The sequence below is a fragment of the Leisingera sp. JC11 genome (assembly GCF_040704725.1).
GTDB lineage: Bacteria > Pseudomonadota > Alphaproteobacteria > Rhodobacterales > Rhodobacteraceae > Leisingera.
In genome coordinates, this window is record NZ_JBFCVS010000014.1 from 90,071 (window position 1) to 113,202 (window position 23,132).

Below are 23,132 nucleotides of genomic sequence, written 5' to 3' on the forward strand. Positions count from 1 at the left end.
ACCATGACCCAGAAACTCGTCATCATCGGGGCCGGCATGGCCTCTGGCCGGGTGATCGAGCATCTGCTCGACGCGGATCCCGGCGCCTATGACATCACCCTTTTCAACGCCGAGCCGCGCGGCAACTACAACCGCATCATGCTGAGCCCGGTGCTGTCGGGCGAGAAGACCTATGAGGAGATCGTCACCCACTCGGACGCGTGGTACGCGGAGCGCGGCATCACCTGCCGGTTCGGCGAGCATGTGGTGAAGATCGACCCCGAGATGAAGGTGGTGGAGGGCGAAAACGGCCATGTGCCGTATGACAAGCTGGTGATCGCCACCGGCTCCGCCCCCTTTATCATTCCGGTGCCGGGGCATGATCTGCCGGGAGTGATCTCCTACCGCGACCTGGATGACACCAACGCGATGATCGAGGCCGCTGCCAAGGGCGGCAAGGCGGTGGTGATCGGCGGCGGCCTGCTGGGGCTGGAAGCGGCCGCGGGGCTGAAGGAGCGCGGCATGGATGTGACCGTGCTGCACCTGACGGGCCATCTGATGGAGCGCCAGTTGGATGAGGCCGCGGGGTACCTGCTGCGCAAGGACCTGGAGGCGCGCGGCATCACCGTGAAAACCCAGGCCGCCACCAAGGCGATCCTGGGCGAGGACCGCGCCCGGGCGGTGCTGCTGGAGAGCGGCGAGACGCTGGGGGCCGATCTGGTGGTGATGGCGGTGGGCATCCGCCCGGAAACCCGGCTGGCCACTGACGCGCATCTGGATGTGGCGCGCGGAATCGAGGTGAACGCGCAGATGCAGACCTCGGCCCCGGATGTCTATGCGGTCGGCGAATGCGTGGAGTTCGACGGCCACCTGTTCGGCCTCGTCGCGCCGCTCTATGATCAGGCGAAGGTGCTGGCGGACAGCCTTCTGGGCCAGCCGAATGCCTTTGTGGTCAAGGAGCTGGCCACCAAGCTCAAGGTCACCGGCTGCGACCTGTTCAGCGCGGGCGACTTTGCCGAGGGCGAGACCCGCGAGGACATTGTCTTCCGCGATCCCTCCCGCGGCATCTACAAGCGATTGGTGATCGAGGACGACCGGCTGGTCGGCGCGGTGATGTACGGCGATACCGCCGACGGCAGCTGGTTCTTCGGGCTGATCAAAGACGGCACCGACATTGACGAGATGCGCGAGACGCTGATCTTCGGCCCGGCCTTCCAGGGGGGCGCCTCCGCGGACCCTCTGTCAGCCGTTGCAGCCTTGCCGCCTGAGGCGGAGATCTGCGGCTGCAACGGCGTCTGCAAGGGACAGATCACCAGCGCCATCGAAGGCGGCGCCACCGACCTCGGCGCCATCCGCGCCACGACCAAGGCCAGCGCCTCTTGCGGCACCTGCACAGGGCTGGTCGAACAGCTTTTGCAAGTGACGCTGGGCGACGACTTCAAGATGCCGCAGGCGCAGCCGGTCTGCGGCTGCACCGATCTCAGCCACGAGGACGTGCGCCGCCTGATCAAGTCGCAGGAGCTGAAGAGCCAGGCCGCGGTCTGGCAGGAACTGGGCTGGACCACCCCGAACGGCTGCCATGTCTGCCGCCCCGCGGTGAACTACTACCTGCTGGCGGACTGGCCGCTGGAATACCAGGACGATCCGCAAAGCCGTTTCGTGAACGAGCGCAAGCACGCCAACATCCAGAAGGACGGCACCTTTTCCGTGGTGCCGCGGATGTGGGGCGGCATCACCACCCCGGATGAGTTGCGCGCCATTGCCGATGCCGCGGACAAATACGACGTGCCGACGGTCAAAGTGACCGGCGGTCAGCGCATCGACCTGCTGGGCGTCAGGGGCGAGGACCTGCCTTCGATGTGGGCGGATTTGAACCGGGCCGGGCTGGTGTCGGGCCATGCCTATTCCAAGGGGCTGCGCACGGTGAAGACTTGTGTCGGCACCGATCACTGCCGTTTCGGCACCCAGGACTCGACCGGGCTGGGCATCAAGCTGGAAAAGCACCTGTGGGGGTCCTGGACTCCGCACAAGCTGAAGCTCGCGGTCTCCGGCTGCCCGCGCAACTGTGCCGAGGCGACCTGCAAGGACATCGGCGTGGTCTGCGTCGACAGCGGCTACGAGATCCACGTCGGCGGTGCTGCGGGCATGGAGATCAAGGGCACCGAGCTGCTGTGCAAGGTGGCAAGTGAGGAAGAAGCGATCGAGGTGATCTCGGCGATGACCCAGATCTACCGCGAAAACGCCAAGTACCTGGACCGGATCTACAAATGGCTCGCCAAGGTGGGGCTCGACTGGGTCAAGGAACAAATTGTCGACGACGTGGAGAACCGCAAAGCGCTCGCCGCCCGGTTCGAGCTGTCGCAATCCGTCTACCGCAAGGACCCCTGGGCGGAGCACGCGCAGGACAGCGCCACGCGGGCGCAATACGCGCCGCTTGCCAATCTCACACTGGAGGCCGCGGAATGAGCTGGATCGATATCGGACACATCGAAGACATCCCGCTGCATGGCGCGCGGGTGGTGAAAACCCCCGTGGGCTGCGTTGCGCTGTTCCGCACCGGCGCGGCGGAGGTGTTTGCCGCCGACGACCGCTGCCCGCACAAGGGGGGCCCGCTGTCCGAGGGGATCGTGCACGGCCAGAGTGTCACCTGCCCGCTGCACAACTGGGTGTTCGACCTGAACACCGGCCAGGCGCAGGGGGCGGATGAGGGCCGGATCGGCACCTACCCGGTGCGCGTCGAAAGCGGCCGCCTGCTGATTGATGGCGATGCCATCGGCAAGCGGAGTGCCGCATGATGACGGGGGACAGCTGCCAGGAAACCCGCTCCGCCTGCCCCTATTGCGGCACAGGCTGCGGCGTGCTCTTGCGCCAGGACGGGCAGGGCGGGCTGGCGGTGCGCGGCGACCCGGAGCATCCGGCCAACCGCGGGCGGCTCTGCTCCAAGGGGCTGGCGCTGGGGGAGACCCTGGGGCTGGAGGGCCGCCTGCTGGCGCCGCAGGTGAACGGGCAGGAGACCGATTGGGACAGCGCGCTGGACCTGGTCGCCGCCAGGTTCCGGCAGGCGGTGGAGAAGCACGGCCCGGACAGTGTCGGCTTCTACCTGTCGGGCCAGATGCTGACCGAGGACTATTACGTCGCCAACAAGCTGATGAAGGGCTTTCTCGGCTCGGCCAATATCGACACCAACTCGCGCCTGTGCATGGCCTCCACCGTGGCGGGGCATAAGCGCGCCTTCGGCACTGATACAGTGCCCGGCACCTATGATGATCTGGAAGAGGCCGATTTGATCGTCCTGGTCGGCTCCAACCTGGCCTGGTGCCACCCGGTTCTGTACCAGCGCATTCTGGCGGCGCGCGAGGCCCGCGGCACCCGGCTGGTGGTGATCGACCCGCGCCGCACTGCCAGTTGCGATCAGGCGGACATGCATCTGAAGCTGCGCGCGGGCAGCGACGCGGCGCTGTTCAACCGGCTGCTGGCGGCGCTCTACGAGGGCGGCGCGCTGGATGCGGAGTATCTGCGCCAAGTGAACGGGCTGGGCGCGGCGCTGGAAGCCGCCTTTGCCGCCGATGCCGCGGTGACCGGTCTGGAGGAGGCTGAAATCGCAGCCTTCTGCGATCTGTGGATGCGCAACGAAAAGGTGGTGACGATCTTCAGCCAGGGGGTGAACCAGTCCACCTCCGGCGCCGACAAGGTGAACGCCATCCTCAACTGCCATCTGGCCACAGGGCGCATCGGCAAGCCCGGCTGCGGGCCGTTTTCGGTGACCGGCCAGCCCAACGCCATGGGCGGGCGCGAGGTTGGCGGGCTGGCCAATATGCTGGCCTGCCACATGGATCTGGAAAACAGCCGCCACCGCACCGCCGTGCAGGAGTTCTGGGGCGCCCCGGCGATGCCGGAGCGGGCGGGCCTGAAGGCGGTCGACCTGTTCCGCGCGGCAGGGGAGGGGCGGCTGAAGGCGCTCTGGATCATCCACACCAACCCGGCCGTCACCATGCCGGAGGCCGATGCCGTCTCTGCCGCCATCAAGGCCTGCGAGTTCAGCGTGGTCAGCGACATCACCGCCGCCACCGACACCGCGCGGCTGGCGGATGTGCTGCTGCCCGCTGCCGCCTGGGCGGAAAAGGACGGGACCGTCACCAATTCGGACCGCACCATCAGCCGCCAGCGCGCGGTTCTGCCGCCGCCCGGCCAGGCCCGCGCCGATTGGGACATTCTGGCCGATGCGGGCCGGCGCATGGGCTGGGGCCCGGCGTTCGATTATCAGTCTCCGGCACAGATATTCCGCGAGCATGCTGCGCTGTCGGGGATTGCCGGCAGTTTCGGGCTGGACTTTGACATCTCCGGCCTCAGCACCCTGTCCGATACTGACTACGAAGGGTTGCGCCCGGTGCGCTGGCCGGTCAGCCGCAGCCGCCAGGGCGGGCGTTTCTTCGCAGACGGGCAATTCTATCACCCGGACGGCAAGGCCCGCATGCTGCCGGTCCGCTGGCGCCCGCCGGCTGCTGCGCAGGACCGCCGCCACCCGTTCCGCCTGAACACAGGCCGCATCCGGGACCAGTGGCACACGATGACCCGCACCGCGCGGGCGGCGCGGCTGTCGGGGCATCTGGCGGAACCCTTTGCCGATATCCACCCGGAAGACGCGCGGCGGCTGGGTGTGCGGCCCGCGGAGCTGCTGCGCCTCAGCAGTCCGCAGGGGCAGGCGATCCTGCGCGCCCGGATCACCGCGGATGTGCAGCCCGGCGACCTGTTCGTGCCGATCCACTGGACCGGGGAAACCGCCCCCTCGGCGCGCATCGACACCCTCGTCGCCGCCGCCACCGACCCCGTTTCGGGGCAGCCCGAAAGCAAGGGGGCCGTTGTTGCGGCGGAACGCTGGCAGCCTGCCTGGTACGGGTTTGCCGTCTCGTGCCGCCCGATGGCGCCGCGGACGGAGTACTGGGCGGTGGCACGGACCGGCGCCGGGTACCGGGCGGAACTGGCCGGGCTGGCCCCGCTGGCGGACCTTGAGGCGGTTGCGCGGGAGCTGTTCGCCCTGCCGGCGGCCGAAGCGCAGGTGATGACGGACCGCCGCAAGGGCATTGCCCGGCTGGCGCTGTTTCAGGACGGCAGGGTCATGGCGGCGCTGTTCACCGCGCCGGAGCCGGTGGCGGTCAGCCGGGATTACCTGGCGGGGCTGCCGGGCAGCTGCGCGGCGGAGGCTCTGACCGGCGTTCCGGCGGCGGGCCGGCCCGACCCCGGCCCGGTGGTCTGCGCCTGTTTCAGCGTCGGCGCCAACACCATTCTGCAGGCCATCGAAAGCGGCGGGCTGATGAGCGTTGCAGAGGTCGGCGCCGCGTTGCAGGCGGGCACAAACTGCGGCTCCTGCCGTTCCGATATCGCAGCTCTGCTGGCCCGGACCGCCGTCCCGCATGCCGCGGAATAGAAGGCCGCGGCATGCGGGACGGCAGTTTCAAAAGAAGGGCGCCCGCTGTCAGAAAATCGCGGCGGGCAGCCAGGTCGCAAGGCTTGGGACCAGCCAGACCAGCAGAACACCAAGCGCCTGCAGCCCGATGAACGGCACGACTCCCTGATAGATGTGGCGGGTGGTCACTTCCTTCGGCGCGGCGCCGCGCAGGTAGAACAGCGAGAAGCCGAACGGCGGGGTCAGGAAGCTGGTCTGCAGGTTGATCGCGATCAGGATGCCCAGCCAGACCGGGTCATGCCCCATCAGGATCAGCGTCGGCGTGACCAGCGGCAGCACGATCACCGAGATCTCGACGAAATCGAGGAAGAAGCCCAGCACGAAGATGAACAGCATGCAGAACAGCAGCGCCCCGGACGGCCCGCCCGGCATGTTGCCGAGGATATGCGCCACCCGCTCCTCGCCGCCCAGGCCGATGAACACCAGCGAGAACATGCCCGCGGCCAGGATGGTGGCAAAGATCATCGCCGTCATTGTCGTGGTCGAGGTCACGGCCTCGTGCAGGATGCGCTGTTTCAGCCCGCTGCGCAGGGCGGCGATCACCGCGACGGCTCCGGCTGCGGCCAGCAGCGCATAAAACAGCCCCGCCGCAAAGTCGCCGCTGCTGAGGTCGCTGCGCTGCAGCCGGATGGGATGCAGGCCCGACAGGACGCCCAGCAGGATCAGTGCAGCCGCACCGAACAGGATCAGCCGGGCCGGGCCGCCGGCGCGGACGCCGGCCATCAGCAGGGCGCCGATGGCGCCGACAGAGGCGGCTTCGGTGGGGGTGGCAACGCCGCCGAGGATGGCGCCGAGCACGGCAAAGATCAGCAGGATCGGCGGCACCACGGCGCGCACGACCTGACCGCGGCCGGGACGCGCCAGCCCGGACGGGGCAGAGGGCATATCCTGCGGGCGCAGGAACCCCCGGATCAGGATATAGAGCAGGTACAGGGCCACCAGCACCAGCCCGGGCACCAGCGCCGCGGCAAAGAACTGGCCCACGGACAGCGCCTCGACCGAGAATTTGCCCTGTTCGTACTGCGCCTGCTGGTAGGCGTTGGACATCACGTCGGCAAGGATGATCAGCAGCGTCGAAGGCGGGATGATCTGCCCCAGCGTGCCGGCCGTGCAGACGATGCCCGACGCCACCCGCGGGTCGTAGCCCGCGCGCAGCATGGCGGGCAGGGCGATCATGCCCATCGCCACCACCGTGGCGCCAACAATACCGGTCGACGCCGCCAGCAGCGCCCCCACCAGCACCACCGAGATGCCCAAACCGCCCTTCAGCTGGCCGAACAGCCGCCCCATGGTGTCCAGCAGCTCTTCGGCGATGCGGCTCTTTTCCAGGATCGCCCCCATCAGCACGAACAGCGGGATGGCGATCAGCACCTGGTTGCTCAGCAGCCCGAAGGCGCGCTGGCCCAGTGCCCCCAGCAGCGAGATATCCATCACCCCCAGCGCCCAGCCGAGATAGGCAAACAGGATCGCAATGCCCGCAATGGAGAAGGCCACCGGGAACCCCATGAGGATCGCTGCCATCAGGGCCGCGAACATGACCAGGTCGAGATATTCCGTCATTGGGGGGCTCTTTCGGAGAACAGGCGGATCAGCAGGGCGATGGATTGCAGCATGACCAGCACGCAGAAGGCGGGGATCAGCGATTTCAGCAGGAACACGGCCTCAAGGCCGCCGACGGCGATCGGGCCTTCGAGGATGGCCCAGGAATTGCGCACCGAGGGCCAGGACCAGTAGAGCAGCGCCGCCATCGACGGCAGCAGCAGCACCAGATGGCCGAAGATGTCGATGCGGCGCTGGGTGCGGGGGCTGAGGCCCGCATAGAACACATCCACGCGCACATGCTTGTCGACCAGCAGCGTGTAGCCCGCCGCCAGCATGAACAGGGCGGAATGCATGTAGAGGACGCTTTCCTGCGCGGCGATGGAGTTCACCCCGAACACGTAGCGCCCGACCACAATGGCAAACTGCGCCAGCACCATCAGCAGCGCCAGCCAGCGTATCCCCAGCGTCAGCCCCCGGTTGAGGCCGTCCAGCGCCTCCGCAACCCGTAGCATCCTGCGTTTCTCCCCCGTCAAAAAGCCGGCGCCCGGTCACCCGGATGCCGGCGGTCTTTGTAAAGATCAGTAGCCCATCACCGAGGCACGGGCGTTCATCTGGCCGTTGTCGGCATAGGTCATGTAGCCGCCGACGCTGTCGCGGTAGGAGAGGAAGCTTTCAGTGATGCGGCGCACCAGCTCGTCCTCGTCCTCCTGCAGCTCGGCGATCACTTCCTTGGCGGCTGCGCCCATGGCGGCGATCACGTCCTCGGGGAACATCTTCACCTGCACGCCGTCCTCATCCACCATCTTCTTCAGCGCCAGCGCGTGTTTGGTGGTGTATTCGGTCCAGACCGGGTTGTAGAGGCTCTCGCAGGCCAGCGACACCACCTGCTGCAGGTCTTCCGGCAATTCCGCGAAGACGCTGGCGTTGACGCCGCATTCTTCGGCCGACGACGGCTCGCCCACGCCCGGCCAGTAGTAGTTCTTGGCGACCTGGTAATAGCCGAGCGCGCTGTCGGTCCAGGGGCCGATGAATTCGCCGGCATCCAGCGCACCGGTCTGCAGGCCCTGGAACATCGCCGGGCCGCTGGTGGCCTCCGCGGCCATGCCCAGTTTCGACGCCATTTCCGAGGCCAGGCCGGTGGTGCGGAACTTGAGGCCCTTCAGGTCTTCGGCAGAGTTGATCTCGGTCTTGAACCAGCCGCCCCACTGCGGGCCGGAGTTGCCGCAAAGGAACGGCTTGATGCCGAAGCGGCCGTACATCTCGTCATAAAGCGCCTGGCCGCCGCCGTGGTACAGCCAGCCGAACTGCTCATCCGCGCGCAGGCCGAAAGGCTGCGAGCCGAACAGCAGGATGCCCTTGGACTTGGAGCCCCAGTAGGCCGGCACCGCATGGTACAGCTCAGCCGTGCCTTCGGACACCGCGTCGAACACGCCGCGGCCCGGCACCAGCTCGCCTGCGGCAAACAGCTTCACTTCGATCCGGCCGCCGGACAGGGTGGTGATCCGGTCGGCCAGCATCTGCGCCGCGACACCGGGCCCGGGCAGGTTCTTGGGCCAGGCGGTGACCATCTTCCACTGCATCTTGCCCTGGGCAATGGCCGGGCTGGCCAGCGCCGCGGCTGCGGTGCCAAGCGCACCCGCTTTCAGAAACTCACGTCTTTCCATGTCTCCATTCCTCCGTCTGTCGGTGGACCTGCGGTGACCGGGCGCGGGCAGCGCAGAATCAGCCTTGTTTTGTACGTGCTTTACATTAATATGTAGCTACATATTAATGTCAATCACGGTTGCGCGGTTCGCGTTCGCCTTACTGCGCTGAATGAAATATGGAGCGGCAGTAAGCATTTTCCCGTTTGATCTGGGGGATATTAGATGGCGGAAAAGCAGCGGCATTCCTGGGTGGCAATCCGGGACAGCATCCGGGAGATGATCCTGAACTCCACCTACGGGCCGGGAGACAAGCTGCCGCGGGACGAGGAATTCGCTGCCCGGTTCGGCTGCGCCCGCTCCACCGTTCACCGGGCCATGCGCGACCTCGCCCAAAGCGGGCTGGTGGAACGGCGCCGCAAGGGCGGCACCATGGTGCGGCGCGATCCGGTGACGCGAGCGACTCTCAACATCCCGATCACCCGGCTGGAGGTCGAACAGAAAGGCAGCGTCTACCGCTACCAGCTGATCCGGCAGTCCATGCAGCCGTCCCCCCCGGCCATCATGGCCAACTTCGGCCTGCCAGAGGCCCGCCCGATGCTGCGCGTGGAGGCTTTGCATCTCGCTGACAGCCGCCCCTATATCTTCGAAGACCGCTGGATCTGCCTGGAAACCGTGCCGGAGATAGCGTCGGTGGACCTGAGCCGTGAAAGTGCAAACGAATGGCTGGTCCGCAACCGCCCCTACAGCAGATGCGATTTGCGGCTGTACGCCCGCCCCGGCACCGGCAGCGACAGTGAAATCCTCCAGAGCAAGGTCGGGGATGCGCTGTTCGTCATGGAGCGCACCACCTGGATCGGAGATGCCCCGATCACCAGCCTGTGCGCCGTCGCCCACCCGGGCTATCAGCTGTTCACCCAGGGCTGACGGAAACGGCGCGGCCCCGGTGGCGGCCGGCCGGATTTCCGCGCCGGGGGTTTCCGGCAGACAGAACGGCACAAGCAAGGCGGGAAGCAGCCTTTCTCCGACAGGGGGCTAATGCCTGCAATCCGACTGTTTGGTTTCGTCTATCAGGGAAGATACCGGCCGCCGGAGGTTCGCCAGACAGTTCCCGGCAAGCCGGTTCCGCCGGGCCAAATCAGTCCGGCCGAAGGTCAGTGGTGTCCAATGCCGGCCCGGCCGCTTTGGTCCGTCAGCCACTTCAGCACCACCTGCGTTTCGCGGCGCGTCCGGCTGCCATGGCGGTCTTCAAGGTAATAGCCATGGGTCGGGGCGATCTGCTCATCAAAGAGCCGGACGACCCGGTGGTCTGCCAGATCCTGGTCAATCAGCGGCAGCCATCCGACAATGACCCCCTGGCCTTCGGCCGCACCCCGTAAAAGCACATTGGCGTCTTCAAATACCGGACCGCGCAGAGAACCGGGAACCCGCACGTTCATTGCCGTGAACCAGTCCAGCCATCCCCAGTGATTTCTCTGGTGCAACAGAGGCAGCTGCAACAGGTCTTCGGGCGATTTCACAGGGCCGAACCGGGTGAGGAATTCATTTGACGCAATTGCCACCGGGCTGAGTTCAAGCAGTTTGACAGCCCCTTCGGGCATCTCCGACATGCGCTCCCAGCGGATCACGATATCGACGTTTTCCCGGTTCAGCGTGCCGGGCTGATAAGACGGCACCACTTCCAGCTCGATCTCGGGATGCTTCTCCCAGAGGTCGCTGATCCGGGGCATCAGCCAGCGGGCAGTGAAGATCGGCCCGGTGGCAACGCGCACGGTCTTGCGGGACGTGCGCCTCAGGGCGCGGACGGCATCTTCCAGCATGCCGAAGGCCTGAACCGCCGTTTCAGCCAGCCGCTGCCCGTCTTCCGTCAGCACCACATCGCGCCCGGAGCGTTTGAACAGCTTGGTGCCAAGCTGCTCCTCGAGGCCGCGGATATGGTGGCTGATTGCGGTGGGGGTCACGGACAGATGCTCAGCCGCAGCGCGAAAGCTGCCCGTTCTGGCGGCGGCTTCGAAGGCGCGTAATGCGGAGAGAGACGGCAGCATGCTGTTTCCATAGATGAGCAAAGCTCATTATTTGCTGAGGAAAGACCATTTGTAAACGTGGGTTTTTGGCATCACCGTCCGGGAGAAATTAGCTGGACTCATGATATGGCGGTATCCGGAAATCGAAGGCGCGGGCGCAAGGAGCGGCTTAATGCGGCCAGCGAGGCTGGCAGCGTCAGGCCGGTGTGGCCCGGGGTCGAAGGCGGACGGCTGAAACCGCTTGCGCCTGAGGAGGTTGCGCTGGTGGAGGAGGCGGGGCTGTCGCTTCTGGAAACGCTGGGGCTGAGCCAGGCCGTACCGTCCATGATCGACAAGGTCTGCACCGCCGGCGGGCAGCTGACCGAAGACTGCAGGCTGCTGTTCCCGCGTGCCTTGGTGCGATGGGCCGTGGAGGGCGCGCAGAAGGAGTTCACGCTGTGCGGCCAGGAGCCGGAAAACGATCTGCTGATCGGCGGCGCGCGAGTCCACATGTCGACCGGCGGCGCGGCGCCGGGGGTGTTCGACCTCGACACCGGGGCCTACCGCGACTCGACGCTGGCGGACCTCTATGACGCGGCCCGGATTGTCGACCGGATGGAGAACATCCACCATTTCAGCCGCTCGGTGGTGGCGCGCGACATCGAGGACAACGCGGTGATGGATTTGAACACCGCCTACGCCTGCCTGATGGGCACCTCCAAGCATGTCTCGATCTCGATCAGCGCGCCGGAGAACGTGCGGCCGATCGCGGATCTCTGCTACCGCATCGCCGGCGGCGAGGCCGCGTTCCGGGCGCGGCCCTTCCTGACGGTGATGGTCTGCCATGTGGTGCCGCCGATGCGCTTTGCCGAGGAGGCCTGCGAAGTGCTGGAGGCCGCGATCAAGGCGGGCTTCCCGGTGCAGCTGATCAGCGCTGGCCAGGCGGGGGCGACCAGCCCCGCCACAATCGCCGGGTCGCTGGTGCAGGCGGTTGCCGAAACGCTGGCCGGGCTGGTCTTTGCCAGGCTGGTGGACCCGGAGGCCAAGGCAATTTTTGCCCCCAAGCCGCTGGTGGCCGATCTGCGCACCGGGTCAATGTGCGGCGGCGGCGGCGAGCAGGCGATCCTGATGGCGGGCGCGGCCCAGATGGGGCGGCACTTCGGCCTGCCGGTTTCTTCTATCGCGGGGATCACCGATTCCAAATGCCTGGACGCGCAATACGGCGCCGAGAAATCGCTGGCCGTGGCGATGGCCGCCCATGCAGGGTCCAATATCGTCACCCAGGCGGCCGGAATGCAGGCGAGCCTGCTGGGGGTCAGCCATGCGGCCTATGTCAGCGACAATGATCTGCTGGGCAACATCCTGCGCACAATCCGCGGGGTCGAGGCGACGCCGGAAAACATTGCCGCTGATGTGATCGCCCAGGTGTGCCGCGGCGAAGGCCACTATCTGGGGGAGCAGCACACGTTTGAGCGGATGAAATCAGACTACTTCTATCCGCATATCGGCGACCGCCGGTCCCCGCGCGAATGGCAGGAGGCTGGCGCCCGGCCGGTGGGCGACGCGGCGCGGGACACGGCCCGTGAAATTCTGGGTGCGCATTTTCCGCAGCATGTCAGCGATGAGACCGACCGCGCGCTGCGCGCGGCATTCGACATCCGGCTCACCCGCGAACAGATCGGCAGGCCCGCATGAACACCTTTGAACTCAGCACCCGAGCCCGTGCGGCGCTGCCGGGCGGGGTCAGCCACGAGCTGCGCTACCGCGCGCCGCACCCCATTTATATCGAACGCGCTGCTGGCGCCGAGAAATGGGATGCGGAGGGGCGCCGCTATATCGATTTCAAGATGGGGTCGGCCAGCCAGATGCTGGGTCACGGCCACCCCGCCATTGTAGCAGCGCTGCAGGAGCAGGCGGAGCGCGCAGTGTTCAGCGCCGATTGCCACGAGGCCGAGATTGAATGGGCGGAATGGGTCAACCGGCTGTTTCCCTGCGCCGAACGCACCCGTTTCACCGCCTCGGGAAGCGAGGCGACGATGCTGGCGATGCGGCTGGGCCGCGCCTGGTCCGGCAGGGACAAGGTTCTGCGGGTCGACGGCCACTATCACGGCTGGCACGATCATGCCCTGAAAGGCGCCAAGGCGGGCAGTTTGCAGGCCGCGTCCCTGGGAGTGCCGGACGCGGTGAACGGCCTGATCGAGGTCTGCGCCGCCGATCCGCAGGCGATGCAGGCGGCCCTGCAGGACAACAGCATCGGCACGGTGATTATCGAGGCCTCCGGGGCGAATTACGGTTCGGTGCCGCTGCCTTCGGCAACTTTGCGTGCCCTGCATGACGCGGCCCGGGCTGCCGGGGCGGTGCTGATCTTTGACGAGATCATCACCGGCCTGCGCTGGTCACCCGGCGGACGGCAGGCACGCGACGGAATCGTGCCGGACCTGACGGCGCTGGCCAAGGTCGTGACCGGCGGCCTGCCGGGCGGGGCCGTTTGCGGGCGTGCGGACATCATGGAGCTGATGAACAACGCCGCCGCGCGGGACGGGCTGCCGCCGCCGGTCAGCCACAAGGGGACCTTCAACGGCTCCCCCCTGGTTGCCGCCGCGGCCTGCGCGGCGATGCCGTTGCTGGCCACCGGAGAGGCGCAGGCGCAGGCCGATGCCATGGCAGAGCACCTGCGCGGCGGCCTTAATGCGCTGATGGCACAGCATGGCATCACGGGGTGCGCCTATGGCGAAAGCTCAACCTGCCATCTGCTGTTCGGCGCAACAGACCCGGCGGGGCTGAGCCCGGCTGAAATCCGCAGCGTGCCGCCTGCCTTGGTGGCTGGCCTGCGCGGCGGCCTGCTGGTGCGCGGCGTGGATCTGATGAGCCATACCTCCTGCGTGACCTCTGCGGCGCATACCCCGGAGCTGATCGGCGAGGCGCTGGACGCCTTCGATGCGGTGTTTGCCGAGCTTGTTCAGGACGGAGTGCTGCAATGACCCTGCCTTCCCGCGCCCGCACCGTCATAATCGGCGGCGGCGTCATCGGCTGTTCCATCGCCTACCACCTCGCCCGAGAGGGGCGGACGGATATCGTGGTGCTGGAGCGCTCCAAACTGACCAGCGGCACCACTTGGCACGCGGCCGGGCTGGTACGCCGGCTGCGGCCCTCGGCGACGCTGACCAGGCTGATCAACTATTCGATCGACCTTTATGGGGATTTGGAGGTTGAGACCGGCCAGGCCACCGGCTGGACTCAGACCGGTTCGCTGACGCTGGCGACCAACCCGGACCGGCTGACCAATATCAAGCGGCAGGTGTCGCTGGGCCGCGCATTCGGGCTGGAGGCCGAAGTGGTGGATGCCGCCCGCGCCAAGGAGCTATGGCCGCTGATCGAGACAAGCGATGTAATCGGCGCGGTCTGGTCGCCTGCGGATGGCCGCGTGAACCCTTCGGATGTGGCGCTGGCGCTGTCCAAGGGGGCGCGGGCACGGGGTGTGCAGATTTTTGAGGACACTGCCGTCACCGGGCTGCAGAAGACGGGCGGGCGGATCTCCGGTGTCGCAGCGGGTGAGCATGTGATCGAAGCGGAGGAAGTGGTGATCGCCTGCGGCCTGTGGTCCCGCGAGGTGGCCGCGATGGCAGGGGCCCATATGCCGCTGTACGCCTGCGAGCATTTCTACATCCTGACCAAGCCGCTGCAAGAGGTGCAGGCCTTGGGCAAAGGCGCGCATCTGCCGACGCTCAATGATCAGGACGCCTTCCTATACGCCCGTGACGATGTGGAGGGCCTTCTGGTCGGCTGTTTTGAGCCGCACGCCAAGGGGCTGCCCCTGGACCGGCTGCCCAGGGATTTCTCCTTTGACCTGCTGGACGAGGACTGGGACCACTTCATGCCGATGATGGAAAACGCCCTGCGCCGCATCCCGGCCGTGGAGAAGGCCGAGGTGCGGATGCTGCTGAACGGGCCGGAAAGCTTCACCCTCGACAGCCAGTTCATGCTGGGCGAAAGCCCCGAGGTGCCGGGGTTGTTCCTGATGGGCGGCATGAACTCCACCGGCATCGCGCTGGCTGGCGGCGCAGGGCGCGCGATGGCCGAGTGGATCATCGCGGGCGAGCCAACGATGGACCTGAACGAGGCCGACATCCGCCGCTTCAGCCCGGAAATGAACGTGCTGGGCGCGCTAGAGGCCCGCATCCCGGAGGTGCTGGGCCGCCATTACGTCAATCCCTATCCGGGCCGGTCCATGGAGACCGCCCGCGGCCAGCGCCGCTCCCCAATCCACGCAGGTCTGGCTGCAGCCGGGGCAAGGTTTGAAAGCCGCGGCGGCTGGGAGCGGGCGGTGCATTTCGGCGGCGAGGCCGCGCATCTGCCGCTGACCTTCGGGGTGCCTGCCTGGCGCGATCAGGTGGGCCGCGAGGTGGAGGCCTGCCGCAACGGCGCCGCCATCCTGGATCAGAGCGCCTTTGGCAAGATTTGGGTGCAGGGGCCGGATGCCTGCGCTTTCCTCAACCATCTGTGCGCCGCGCAGATGGATATTGCCGAAGGCCGTATCGCCTATAGCCAGATCCTGAACCGCAAGGGCGGCATCGAAAGCGATGTCACGGTGCAGCGGCACGGGCCGCAGACCTATTTGATGATCGTGGGTGCAGGCGAGGTGGTGCGCGATTTGAAGCGTATGCGCGAAACCAAGGGCGCCTTCCAGGTCGAGTTCACCGATGTGACCAGCGGCTATGCAATCCTTGGCCTGGCAGGTGCTCAGGCCCGCGCAGTGCTGCAAGCCACTTCAAACAGCCCGGTGCCGGATCTGAAACGCTTCCAGTTTGCTCCCGCGGAGATCGGCCTGGCGCGCGGCTGGGCCGGGCGGCTGAGCTTCACCGGCGAGGAGGGCTATGAGCTCTATATCCCCGCCGACATGGCGATGGCGGCCCATGAGGCGCTGGTCGCAGCGGGGGCGAGCCACGCCGGGCTTTTTGCCAGCGGCTCGCTGCGGATCGAAAGCGGTTTCCGGGCCTTCGGCCATGAACTGGGCCCCGGCACCACGCCGCAGGAGGCCGGGCTGGGGGCCTTTTGCGCTTTTGGCACCGGGTTTGTGGGTGAGGACGTGCTGCAGCACCTTATCCCGGATCGCCGGATCGTCTCGATCCTGTTCGACAACCCGGAGGCGATCCCAATCCATGATGAGCCGGTTTACTACGGCGGCAAAGTTGTGGGCCAGATCACCTCGGCCGCCTGGAGCTACCGCTATGGCCGTTCGGTTGCGCTGGCGATGATAGATGCGCCGCCGGATCAGCTTGCCAGCGAAACAGTTGTTTCCGGCTTCGAGGTCGAAATCGCCTGCATCCGCTATGGGGCCAAGGCGTCGCTGAAGCCCGCCAAAGAGGCGTTTGCCCATGACTGATACCATACGCACCACACAGGTTGCCATTATCGGCGGCGGTATCATGGGCGTGGCGGCCCAGTTTCAGCTGGCCGAGAACGGCTGGACCGACACGATCCTGTTCGAGAAGGCGGAGCTCACCTCAGGCTCCACCTGGCACGCGGCGGGACAGATCGCCCATGCGGTGGGCAGCCGGTTGATGGGCTGGATCAACAAGACCTCGATCGAGACCTACAAGCGGGTCGAGCAGGAGACCGGCCAGAGCATCGGCTGGCATGAGGTCGGCGGCTTTCGCATTGCCACAACCGACGATGAGGCCGACTGGATGAAGTCGATCATGGGGGTCGGCAAGCTGCTGTACCTGCCGATGGAGCTGGTCGGTCCGGAAGAGGTCGCCCGGGTGAACCCGTTTTACAAAGTGGACGATGTCAAGGCGGCGGTGCGCACATTCGAGGACGGGCATATCGACCCTTCGTCCGTCACCATGGCACTGGCCGCCGCCACCCGCGCGCGCGGCGCCAGGATCGAGCGGCGCAATCAGGTGCTGGGCGCCTCCCGCAAGGGGGACATGTGGCTGCTGCGCACGGAAAAAGGCGACGTGCTGGCCGAGCATGTGGTGATCGCGGCGGGCTCCTATGCCAATCAGGTAGGCGAGTGGTTCGGGCTGAAAATTCCGTCTGTCAGCTGCCTGCATCATTATCTGGTGACAGATACCGTGCCGGAGTTTCTGGACCGGCCCGAGCTGCCGGTGATGCGCGACAACGCCTATGGCGGCTATATCCGGCAGGAGCAGAAATCGGGCCTCATTGGCATTTACGAGGGTCATGTCTGCCCCACCGTCTGGGAGATGCCGCAGGGCGCGCCCTGGGCCGCGGAGAATGAGCTGTTTGAGGCGGATTACGACAGCATCGGGGATTTTCTGATGGTGGCGTTTGAGAAGATGCCGGTGCTGGCAGATCTCGGCATCAAACGCGTGGTGCGCGGCGCGATCACCCATACGCCGGACGGCGGTATGCTGGTGGGCCCCTCGGGTGCGCCCAATGTCTGGCTGTCCTGCGGCTCCTCCATCGGGCTTGCCTGGGGCGGCGGCGCGGGCAAGGTGCTGGCCGACTGGATGGTGCATGGCGAAACTCCGATCAGCACCCGTGGCATGGACCCGCGCCGCTATGGCAACTTCTCGACCGACCATTTCATTGTCGAGCGCACCAAGGATGAGTTCATGCGGCGGCATGATACCCCGTGCCCAGGCAAGCAGTTCGAAGGCCTTCGGCCCCTCAACCGCCATGTGCTCTATGACCGGCTGGCCGCCAAGGGCGCGGTCTTCGGTGAGGTCGCAGGCTGGGAGCGCCCGCGCTACTTCGGCGCGATTGGCGAGAAGGAAAAGATCGGCTGGGGCCATCAGCCCTGGCATGCCAATGCGATGGCGGAGGCCAAGGCAACCCGCGAGGCAGCGGGTGTCATCGACCTCTGCGCCTTTGCCCAGTTTGAGATTACCGGCCGGGATGCAGGCGCATTGCTGGACCGGCTGTCGGCCAACAGGATCCCGTCCCGCGATGGGCGGATGAGCCTGAACCACCTGCTGACAGAGAAAGGCCGGTTCGAGACCGAGATCACCATCTGGCGCATCGCGGAGGACCGTTATTTCACCGGCTCGCCCATTGCCCGTGCCAACCCGGACTTCGACTGGATCAAGTCGCATATCCGCGACGGTGAAGACGTGCGGATGGTCAACCGCAGCCAGAATTGGGGCATGCTGGCGCTCTCCGGCCCGGCCTCGCGCCGGATCCTGGCGGAGCTGACGGATGCGGACCTTTCGAACCGGGCGTTCCCCTGGCTGTCCGGGCAGGAGATCACCGTGGCGGGTATTCCGTGTTACGCCCTGCGGGTCTCTTTCGTCGGCGAGCTCGGCTGGGAGCTGCACGCGCGGCTGGATCATATCGGCGAGCTTTACGACGCGCTGTTTTCCGCCGGAGAGAAACACGGGCTGGGCGATCTGGGGTCTTATGCTTTCAACGGGATGCGGATGGAGAAAGCCTACCGCGCCTCCGGCGAGCTGACCACCGACGCGGGACCGCTGGATGTGGGACTGGAGCGGTTTGTGGCGGCGGAGGGCCGGGAGTTTCTGGGCAAGGAGGCCTTGCTGGCGCGTGATCCGGGCTGGGCGCTGTACTACGGCGAACTCCACGCAGACGGGATCGATATCCACGGCGGCGAGCCGGTGCTGCGGGAGGGAAAGCCCGTCGGCCTGACCACCTCCGGCGGCTATGGCTACACGGTCGGCAAATCGCTGGGCTGGCTATTTGTCCGCAAGGGCACGCCGCGCGAAGGCCTGGCCGTGCAGATCCTGAACCAGGAATTTCCCGTCACCATCCATGATGAAGCAGTTTTTGACCCGCAGAACCTGCGGCTCCGATCCGAGGATTGAGACCATGACCACAATGAACACCAAGATCACCGGAGGCGAGGCCGTCTACCGCGTTTTGAAGGCCAATGGCATCGGCACCGTGTTCGGCCTGCTGGGAGGGTCGATGCTGGAACTCTATGACGCGATGTACCAGGGCGGGGAGATCGCCTATGTCGGCGCCCGGGATGAGCGTGCGGCGGGCCATATGGCCGACGCCTGGGCACGGATGACCGGCAAGCCCGGTGTGGTGCTGGGTGCCCAGGCCGGGCCAGGCGTGGTCAACATCGTGACCGCCGTGGCAGAGGCGCAGCTGGCCTATTCGCCGCTGGTGGTGATCGCAGGCGCCATCACCCGGGCCGATCAGGCCAAGGACACCTTTCAGGAGGTGGATCAGGTGGCGCTGTTTGCACCGATCTCGAAACGCTCTGTCATGGTCACCGATCCGTCGCGCCTGGCGCCGATGCTGGAGGACGCGATCCGGCTGGCCAACTCGGGCCGCCGCGGGCCGGTGGTGCTGCATGTGCCGCGCGACCTGTTTGCTGCCGAAGTTGCGGCCATTGATCCCAAGCCGGTCAACATCGCCCGCCCGGGGCCAGCGGCGCCGGAAGACATCAACGCCATCGGGGCTATGCTCTCCACGGCAAAACGCCCGGTGATCTTTGCGGGCGGCGGGTTCAAATGGGGCAGGGGGCGCGCAGCGCTGACTGCACTGGCCGAAACGCTGGAGGTGCCGGTGGTCGCCTCGACCGGCCATGCCGACGTGATGCGCCATGGCCATCCGTGGTTTGCAGGCCAGGCGGGGCCGCGGGGCAACCGGGTGGCCAGCCGCCTCACCAGGGAAGCCGACGTGATGGTGGTGCTGGGCGCGCGGCTGGGTTTCAACTCCACCTTCCACAGCAATGACTATGTCGGCGCAAAGACCCGCATCGCCCATGTGGACATCGACGGCTCTGCCGTGGGCCGCTACTTCCCGGCCGAGATCGCGGTGCAGGCCGATGCCCGGCTGACGGCGGAGGCACTGGCCGCAGCGGCCTCCAAACCTGCTGCGGACGAATGGCGGGCAGCTTTCAAGGCGGATATGGAAAGCCTTGCTGCCGAGCGCGCGGAAGAAGCGCAGATCTTGATTTTGCCGATGCACCCGCGCCGGGCGCTGGGTGAGATCCGCGCCGCGTTGCCGGAAAACGCCATCGTCACGCTCGACACCGGCAACACCTGCCTGCAGGCCGCCGACCGGCTGGCGCATTACGAGCCCCTGAGCCTGATCACGCCGCTGGACTTCGGCCTGGTCGGCTTTGGCCTGGCCGCGGCCATCGGCGCCAAGGCGGCCAGCCCGGACCGCCCGGTGGTGGCGGTGATGGGCGATGGTGCCGTCGGCTACACCATGATCGAAATACAGACCGCCATTCAGCATAAGCTGCCGGTTGTGGTGGTGGTTCTGGATAACCAGGCCTGGGGGGCCGAGAAGGCTTATCAGCAGGAATTTTACGGCGGGCGCCTGCTGGGCGCGGAGATCACCTCGCCGCGCTATGACAAGTTTGCGGAATTGTGCGGCGGCAGGGGCATCTGGGTGGATGGTCCCGGCGAAATGGGCCCGGCGCTGGAGGCGGCGATTGCCAGTGAGGAGACCACCATCATCCAGGCAAGGATCGACCCCGGCGCGCTGATGACGCTGCGCAAGGACCTGTTCACAGCGCCGGCAAAGGAGTGAGCGCCATGCAAACCTGGGACACGATCATAATCGGCGCCGGCAATGCGGCCTTCTGCGCTGCCCATGCCGCACGGGAAAAGGGGGCAAGCGTGCTGATGCTGGAATGCGCGCCCGAGGCGGAAAACGGCGGCAACTCGCGCTATACCGCGGGTGCCATCCGCTTTGCCTATGACGGCGCGGACGATATCCGCGCGCTGTGCCCGGACCTGAGTGAAGAGCAGATCGCCATCACCGATTTCGGCACCTACACGCAAGAGCAGTTCTTTGACGACATGTTCCGTGTCACACGTTTCCGCACCGATCCGGCCTTGTGCGAACGGCTGGTGACCACCTCGCGCGAGACCATGCACTGGATGCGCGGCAAGGGAATTCGCTTCATGCCGATCTACGGGCGGCAGGCCTTCAAGGTCGATGGGCGGTTCAAGTTCTGGGGCGGGCTGACGCTTGAGGCCTGGGGCGGCGGTCCCGGCCTGGTGGATGCCCATACCGAAATCGCCAGGGCCAGCGGTGTGGAAATCCGCTATGAAACCCGCGCACTGGAGCTTCTGACTGACGGCCATGCTGTGACCGGCGTCAAGGTCCGCCACAGGGGCGAACTCCAGGACCTGCGGGCAAGATCCGTAGTGATTGCCTCGGGCGGCTTCCAGGCCAGCCCGGAAATGCGCACCCGCTACCTCGGCCCCGGCTGGGAGATGGCCCGGGTGCGCGGCTCCCGCTTCAACACCGGCGAGGGGATCAAGATGGCGATGGCGGCCGGCGCCTCCACCTATGGCAACTGGTCGGGCTGCCACGCGGTCGGCTGGGACTACAACGCGCCGGAGTTCGGCGACCTGGATGTGGGCGACGGCTTCCAGAAGCATTCCTACCCCTGGGGGGTGATGGTGAACGCCACGGGGCGCCGTTTTGTCGACGAGGGTGCGGATTTCCGCAATTACACCTATGCCAAATACGGCCGGGTGATCCTGAACCAGCCGGATCAGTTCGCCTGGCAGGTCTTTGATGCCAAGGTCACCCACCTCTTGCGCGACGAATACCGCATCAAGCGGGCGACCAAGGTGACAGCCCCGACGCTGGAGGAGCTTGCCCAGAAGCTGGAAGGCGTGGACCCGCAGGGCTTTCTCGATGAAATTCGCGCCTACAATGCCGCGGTGGACACCGGCACGCCGTTTGATCCGAACGTCAAGGACGGCCGCGGAACGCGGGGGCTCGCGGTGCCGAAATCCAACTGGGCCAACACCATCGGCGACGGCCCGTTCGAAGCCTATCAGGTGGGCTGCGGCATCACCTTCACCTTCGGCGGGCTCAGGATCGACCCGGACAGCGCGCAGGTCCTGGACAACGACCTCGCGCCGGTCCCCGGTCTGTTTGCTGCAGGCGAGCTGGTCGGCGGCATCTTCTATTTCAACTATCCGGGCGGAACAGGCCTGATCAGCGGATCGGTTTTCGGCCGGTTGGCCGGGGAGCATGTTTTGGGCGGATAGAGAGAGTCAGGTCCTTCCGGCTCTGTCCTAACAGGCCCATGGGATACGACGTGTTTCCCATGGCATACTTGGGCGCCGGACTTGAAGAGGCGCTGAGCGCTGCCGGGAAGATTGAAACCGAAAACTTTCGGATGGCACTGCCCGCCTTTGCGACGGCGGGCAGCATCTTGCGGCCTATCTTTTTGGGCGGAAGGGTTGGGCCAAAGAGACCGGGAAATCCAGCGCCATGGCCTGCCGGTTCCGCGAGATCAGCACGAGGACCGCGACTGTTGCCAAATAGGGCAGCGACGACAGCACTTCTGAAGGCACCGCAAGCCCGATTGCCTGTCCTTGCAGCTGCAAGACGGTCATCCCGCCGAACAGCCAGGCGCCCGGGATCACCCGTTTCGGGCATCAGGCGGCGAAGACCACCACGCCCGCTGCTCATTTCCCGCCGGATTATTGATGCGTCCGCTTCTTTTGCGGGTCGTAAACCGGGCTGCTGATCACCGTTGCGGCGGTTTGCAGCGTCTCGCTTTTGAGCTGCAGAACCGTTCCAGCGGCGGTCCCGGGGCGGACATGGGCCAGCGCCAGCGATTTGCCCATCCGGTGCGAAAAGCAGGGGCTGTTGACCACGCCGATCTCCTCGCCGTCGAGCAGCAGGGTTTCACCGCCCTCCACCATGTCCGCATGATCAATATCAAGGCAGACATTGCTGACCATTTCCCGGCCCTTGGCAGCCATTACCGCATCCTTGCCGCGAAATCCGCCCTTGGAGCTGCTGACGGTAAAGCCAAGGCCAACTTCCCAGGGGGTGTGTTTTTCGGTCATGTCGTAGCCGTAGAACAAAAGCCCCGCCTCAATCCGCACCTTGTCGAGCGCAGTGAAGGAGCAGGGCATGACGCCTGCCTCGGCCAGCCTGTCCCAGATATCCGTGATCACGGCAGCGGCAGCAAAGATTTCATAGCCGCGCTCGCCCGAGTAGCCGGTGCGCGAGATCCTGCAGGGATGGCCGAACAAGGCCGCAGGCGCGTGTTCGAAATAGCCCAGCCCGGCCAGATCAATGTCGCAATGGGCGTTTAATATCTCCAGTGCTGCGGGGCCTTGCACCGAGATGTCATGCAGGTCGTCGGTGAACTCCAGCCACACGTCGCGGCCTTCGGCGGAGGCTTCGAGCAGCGCCATGGTATCGCCAGAGCCATGCACGATCATCCATTCATCGCCGCCGTTGTTGGAGACGATGGCATCGTCGGCAATGCCGCCGGCCTCTGTCAGCACGCAAAGATAGGCCGCCTTGCCCGGCGCGAGTTTGGACAGGTCGCGGGTGGTCAGGTGATCCAGTGCGGCTTGCGCGTCCTTGCCGCGGACAAAGACCTTCTTCAGCGGCGACATATCGAACATGCCCGCGTGTTCGCGCACCGCGTCATGCTCGTCGTTCGGGTCGGTGCTGTAGGTCCAGGCGGTGCCCATGCCGTTCCAGTCCTCCAGCCCTGATCCCAGCGCCCTGTGGCGGGAGGCAAGCGCCGAGGTGCGGCTCAGTTCTTCGGTCATTTCTCTGTTTCCTTTC

General features: G+C 66.2%; 15 protein-coding genes. 10 read left to right on the forward strand and 5 right to left on the reverse strand.

Annotated features, from left to right (window positions below; all coding sequences use genetic code 11):
- Window positions 1-3 precede the first annotated feature (3 nt).
- The 3 genes from nirB to AB1A62_RS15825 are packed head-to-tail and all read left to right on the forward strand — an operon-like array spanning window position 4 to window position 5,404.
- Entirely contained in the window at window positions 4-2,445 is a 2,442-nt protein-coding gene (nirB, locus tag AB1A62_RS15815) for a nitrite reductase large subunit NirB (RefSeq protein WP_366662422.1), read from the forward strand.
- The gene (gene nirD, locus AB1A62_RS15820; RefSeq protein ID WP_222509859.1) at window positions 2,442-2,774 is read left to right on the forward strand and encodes a nitrite reductase small subunit NirD; all 333 of its coding nucleotides are present in this window, start codon (window positions 2,442-2,444) and stop codon (window positions 2,772-2,774) included. The genes nirB and nirD overlap by 4 nt, the downstream gene beginning before the upstream one ends.
- Window positions 2,774-5,404 (forward strand): molybdopterin-dependent oxidoreductase, encoded by a 2,631-nt coding sequence (locus AB1A62_RS15825; protein ID WP_366662447.1) that lies wholly within the window; start codon window positions 2,774-2,776, stop codon window positions 5,402-5,404. Before nirD ends, AB1A62_RS15825 begins: the two co-directional genes overlap by 1 nt.
- 48 nt (window positions 5,405-5,452) lie before the next feature.
- Here AB1A62_RS15825 and AB1A62_RS15830 read toward each other — a convergent pair whose 3' ends face one another.
- From AB1A62_RS15830 to AB1A62_RS15840, 3 genes are all read right to left on the reverse strand, one after another.
- Complete coding sequence (locus tag AB1A62_RS15830; protein ID WP_366662423.1) at window positions 5,453-7,003, reverse strand: TRAP transporter large permease subunit; 1,551 nt, start codon at window positions 7,001-7,003, stop codon at window positions 5,453-5,455.
- Window positions 7,000-7,497, reverse strand: a complete 498-nt coding sequence (locus AB1A62_RS15835; RefSeq protein WP_366662424.1) for a TRAP transporter small permease subunit — start codon at window positions 7,495-7,497, stop codon at window positions 7,000-7,002. Before AB1A62_RS15835 ends, AB1A62_RS15830 begins: the two co-directional genes overlap by 4 nt.
- A gap of 66 nt (window positions 7,498-7,563) precedes the next feature.
- Window positions 7,564-8,649, reverse strand: coding sequence for a TRAP transporter substrate-binding protein (locus AB1A62_RS15840; RefSeq protein WP_366662425.1), 1,086 nt, complete (start codon window positions 8,647-8,649; stop codon window positions 7,564-7,566).
- 204 nt (window positions 8,650-8,853) lie between these two features.
- Here AB1A62_RS15840 and AB1A62_RS15845 point away from each other — a divergent pair, with 204 nt between their 5' ends.
- A complete protein-coding gene (locus AB1A62_RS15845) occupies window positions 8,854-9,555 on the forward strand; it encodes a GntR family transcriptional regulator (RefSeq protein ID WP_366662426.1) in 702 nt (233 codons plus the stop codon).
- A gap of 227 nt (window positions 9,556-9,782) precedes the next feature.
- Here AB1A62_RS15845 and AB1A62_RS15850 read toward each other — a convergent pair whose 3' ends face one another.
- Entirely contained in the window at window positions 9,783-10,673 is an 891-nt protein-coding gene (locus tag AB1A62_RS15850; protein ID WP_366662427.1) for a LysR substrate-binding domain-containing protein, read from the reverse strand.
- A 105-nt stretch (window positions 10,674-10,778) separates the two neighbouring features.
- On the opposite strand from AB1A62_RS15850, the gene AB1A62_RS15855 reads away from it, so the two are divergent.
- Genes AB1A62_RS15855 through tcuA form a run of 6 tightly spaced genes read left to right on the forward strand, consistent with a single transcriptional unit; the run spans window position 10,779 to window position 21,586 of the window.
- A complete protein-coding gene (locus AB1A62_RS15855; protein ID WP_366662428.1) occupies window positions 10,779-12,326 on the forward strand; it encodes a trimethylamine methyltransferase family protein in 1,548 nt (515 codons plus the stop codon).
- Window positions 12,323-13,612: an aminotransferase class III-fold pyridoxal phosphate-dependent enzyme gene (locus tag AB1A62_RS15860; protein ID WP_366662429.1), complete on the forward strand. Its 1,290-nt coding sequence runs from the start codon at window positions 12,323-12,325 to the stop codon at window positions 13,610-13,612. The genes AB1A62_RS15855 and AB1A62_RS15860 overlap by 4 nt, the downstream gene beginning before the upstream one ends.
- Entirely contained in the window at window positions 13,609-16,014 is a 2,406-nt protein-coding gene (locus AB1A62_RS15865) for an FAD-dependent oxidoreductase (RefSeq protein WP_366662430.1), read from the forward strand. Before AB1A62_RS15860 ends, AB1A62_RS15865 begins: the two co-directional genes overlap by 4 nt.
- Window positions 16,007-18,418 carry an FAD-dependent oxidoreductase gene (locus tag AB1A62_RS15870; RefSeq protein ID WP_366662431.1) on the forward strand — a complete coding sequence of 804 codons (2,412 nt, stop codon included), beginning with the start codon at window positions 16,007-16,009 and terminating at the stop codon, window positions 18,416-18,418. Before AB1A62_RS15865 ends, AB1A62_RS15870 begins: the two co-directional genes overlap by 8 nt.
- Before the next feature lie 4 nt (window positions 18,419-18,422).
- Entirely contained in the window at window positions 18,423-20,105 is a 1,683-nt protein-coding gene (locus tag AB1A62_RS15875) for a thiamine pyrophosphate-binding protein (RefSeq protein WP_366662432.1), read from the forward strand.
- A 5-nt stretch (window positions 20,106-20,110) separates the two neighbouring features.
- A complete protein-coding gene (gene tcuA / locus AB1A62_RS15880; RefSeq protein ID WP_366662433.1) occupies window positions 20,111-21,586 on the forward strand; it encodes an FAD-dependent tricarballylate dehydrogenase TcuA in 1,476 nt (491 codons plus the stop codon).
- 438 nt (window positions 21,587-22,024) lie between these two features.
- On the opposite strand, the gene AB1A62_RS15885 is transcribed toward tcuA, so the two are convergent.
- On the reverse strand, window positions 22,025-23,116 hold the full coding sequence (locus tag AB1A62_RS15885) for an aminomethyltransferase family protein (protein ID WP_366662434.1): 1,092 nt from the start codon (window positions 23,114-23,116) through the stop codon (window positions 22,025-22,027).
- Window positions 23,117-23,132 lie beyond the last annotated feature (16 nt).

What these genes read in the sequence shown, in the direction of transcription:
- nirB (WP_366662422.1), top strand. Translation starts at nt 4, where the DNA reads ATGACCCAGAAACTCGTCATCATCGGGGCCGGCATGGCCTCTGGCCGG.
- nirD (WP_222509859.1), top strand. Translation starts at nt 2,442, where the DNA reads ATGAGCTGGATCGATATCGGACACATCGAAGACATCCCGCTGCATGGC.
- AB1A62_RS15825 (WP_366662447.1), top strand. Translation starts at nt 2,774, where the DNA reads ATGACGGGGGACAGCTGCCAGGAAACCCGCTCCGCCTGCCCCTATTGC.
- AB1A62_RS15830 (WP_366662423.1), bottom strand. Translation starts at nt 7,003, where the DNA reads ATGACGGAATATCTCGACCTGGTCATGTTCGCGGCCCTGATGGCAGCG.
- AB1A62_RS15835 (WP_366662424.1), bottom strand. Translation starts at nt 7,497, where the DNA reads ATGCTACGGGTTGCGGAGGCGCTGGACGGCCTCAACCGGGGGCTGACG.
- AB1A62_RS15840 (WP_366662425.1), bottom strand. Translation starts at nt 8,649, where the DNA reads ATGGAAAGACGTGAGTTTCTGAAAGCGGGTGCGCTTGGCACCGCAGCC.
- AB1A62_RS15845 (WP_366662426.1), top strand. Translation starts at nt 8,854, where the DNA reads ATGGCGGAAAAGCAGCGGCATTCCTGGGTGGCAATCCGGGACAGCATC.
- AB1A62_RS15850 (WP_366662427.1), bottom strand. Translation starts at nt 10,673, where the DNA reads ATGCTGCCGTCTCTCTCCGCATTACGCGCCTTCGAAGCCGCCGCCAGA.
- AB1A62_RS15855 (WP_366662428.1), top strand. Translation starts at nt 10,779, where the DNA reads ATGGCGGTATCCGGAAATCGAAGGCGCGGGCGCAAGGAGCGGCTTAAT.
- AB1A62_RS15860 (WP_366662429.1), top strand. Translation starts at nt 12,323, where the DNA reads ATGAACACCTTTGAACTCAGCACCCGAGCCCGTGCGGCGCTGCCGGGC.
- AB1A62_RS15865 (WP_366662430.1), top strand. Translation starts at nt 13,609, where the DNA reads ATGACCCTGCCTTCCCGCGCCCGCACCGTCATAATCGGCGGCGGCGTC.
- AB1A62_RS15870 (WP_366662431.1), top strand. Translation starts at nt 16,007, where the DNA reads ATGACTGATACCATACGCACCACACAGGTTGCCATTATCGGCGGCGGT.
- AB1A62_RS15875 (WP_366662432.1), top strand. Translation starts at nt 18,423, where the DNA reads ATGACCACAATGAACACCAAGATCACCGGAGGCGAGGCCGTCTACCGC.
- tcuA (WP_366662433.1), top strand. Translation starts at nt 20,111, where the DNA reads ATGCAAACCTGGGACACGATCATAATCGGCGCCGGCAATGCGGCCTTC.
- AB1A62_RS15885 (WP_366662434.1), bottom strand. Translation starts at nt 23,116, where the DNA reads ATGACCGAAGAACTGAGCCGCACCTCGGCGCTTGCCTCCCGCCACAGG.